This is a genomic window from Companilactobacillus halodurans (assembly GCF_009600985.1).
Taxonomy (GTDB): Bacteria; Bacillota; Bacilli; order Lactobacillales; family Lactobacillaceae; genus Companilactobacillus; species Companilactobacillus halodurans.
The window spans coordinates 1-1,365 of sequence record NZ_VDFP01000143.1 but is presented as its reverse complement, the minus strand read 5'-3'; the positions used below and the strand labels follow the sequence as shown (position 1 = coordinate 1,365).

Here is a 1,365-nt window from a genome sequence, read left to right as displayed (position 1 = left end):
ATATTACATTAACGGGGTGATACTTATGTTACAACAATATAAAAACATTCTCGTACCAATTGATGGTTCATTTGAAGCTGAGCTAGCTTTTAAAAAGGCAGTTGAAGTAGCCAAGAGAAATAAGGCTGCTATTCACTTAGTTCATGTCATTGATACTAGAGCTTTCCAAAACGTTTCTAGCTTCGACTCAACAATGGTTGAACAAATCACTGAAAAAGCTAAGGAAACTGTTAAGAGCTACGTTAAAACAGCTAAGGATGCTGGCCTTGAAGATATTGATTACAGTATTGAATATGGTGCTCCTAAAGCTATCATTGCCACTGATTTCCCTAAGAAATTAGGTGTTGATTTAATTATGATCGGTGCTACCGGACTCAATGCTATGGAAAGATTATTGATCGGTTCAGTTACTGAATATGTAACTAGAACTGCTGCTTGCGATGTCCTTGTTGTTAGAACTGATTTGGATAACAAAACTGTAAGCGCCGTATAACTTGGTACCTACAAAATCATGACCCCTTTCAGTAAACTTGAGTATATCAAGTCATTGAAGGAGGTCATTTTTTTGAAAGATATTGTTCAAATAAAAATGGATGAACCCGATAATAATATGGTTAATGAATCAACTACGCCAGTCGCAGCAACGCTGCGTTACGGCGATGTTGTCTTAGAAATCCATAATGGTATTGATAAATATGTGCTGTACATCCTTATGAAGGAGCTTCAGGAACATGTTAATTGATTATACCAAGGTCGGTCATGTGTATATTGTCTGCGGTAAAACTGATTTACGCCGTGGCATCGATGGTCTGGCAGGAATCATTCAAAGTCAGTATCAGCTTGACGTTTACGAAGATGCACTGTTTCTTTTCTGCGGAGGAAGATCCGATCGATTTAAGATGTTATATTGGGACGGTGATGGATTCCTGCTACTTTATAAACGACTAGAGAATGGCAAATTACATTGGCCTCGTCATCGGGAAGAAGTTAAGCTGCTTTCACAGCAACAGCTTCGCTGGCTGTTTGAAGGATTAAAAATCGATCAGAAATCATCGGTCCATGGAGCTAATACTGGATCACTATAATTAATATCGTTAAAGTCGACCAAATATGATACACTACTTTCATTGTTTAAAAGAAAGTGGTGATCTTTGTGGCTGATATAGTTGAAATCCTAGAAAAACAATTGAATGAATCCAATAAGCGTAATGAGCAACTTCAGCAGCAAGTCACCTACTTGACTGAACTGATCAGTGAAATGAATCGTAAAATGTTCGGTAAATCTAAAGAAGACCTTCAAGTAAATGGACAACAATCGTTGTTCGAGGACACGGCACCGCAGGTGCCTGTCCAGGATGAAGAAAC

Annotated in this window: 3 protein-coding genes and 1 pseudogene; all 4 read left to right on the top strand. The window is 38.2% G+C overall.

The window, feature by feature from the left end:
* The first annotated feature begins 25 nt into the window (after positions 1 to 25).
* Positions 26 to 493 (top strand): universal stress protein, encoded by a 468-nt coding sequence (locus tag FHL06_RS13125; protein WP_153387051.1) that lies wholly within the window; start codon positions 26 to 28, stop codon positions 491 to 493.
* 72 nt (positions 494 to 565) lie between these two features.
* A complete protein-coding gene (locus FHL06_RS13120) occupies positions 566 to 742 on the top strand; it encodes a hypothetical protein (RefSeq protein WP_153387049.1) in 177 nt (58 codons plus the stop codon).
* Positions 732 to 1,085: an IS66 family insertion sequence element accessory protein TnpB gene (gene tnpB, locus FHL06_RS13115; RefSeq protein ID WP_153387047.1), complete on the top strand. Its 354-nt coding sequence runs from the start codon at positions 732 to 734 to the stop codon at positions 1,083 to 1,085. The genes FHL06_RS13120 and tnpB overlap by 11 nt, the downstream gene beginning before the upstream one ends.
* Positions 1,086 to 1,153: 68 nt before the next feature.
* Positions 1,154 to 1,365: pseudogene (locus tag FHL06_RS13110) on the top strand (hypothetical protein); the annotation flags it as partial.

Bases quoted from the DNA above. Each gene is read 5' to 3' on its own strand.
- tnpB (WP_153387047.1), top strand. From the start codon at position 732: ATGTTAATTGATTATACCAAGGTCGGTCATGTGTATATTGTCTGCGGT.
- FHL06_RS13125 (WP_153387051.1), top strand. From the start codon at position 26: ATGTTACAACAATATAAAAACATTCTCGTACCAATTGATGGTTCATTT.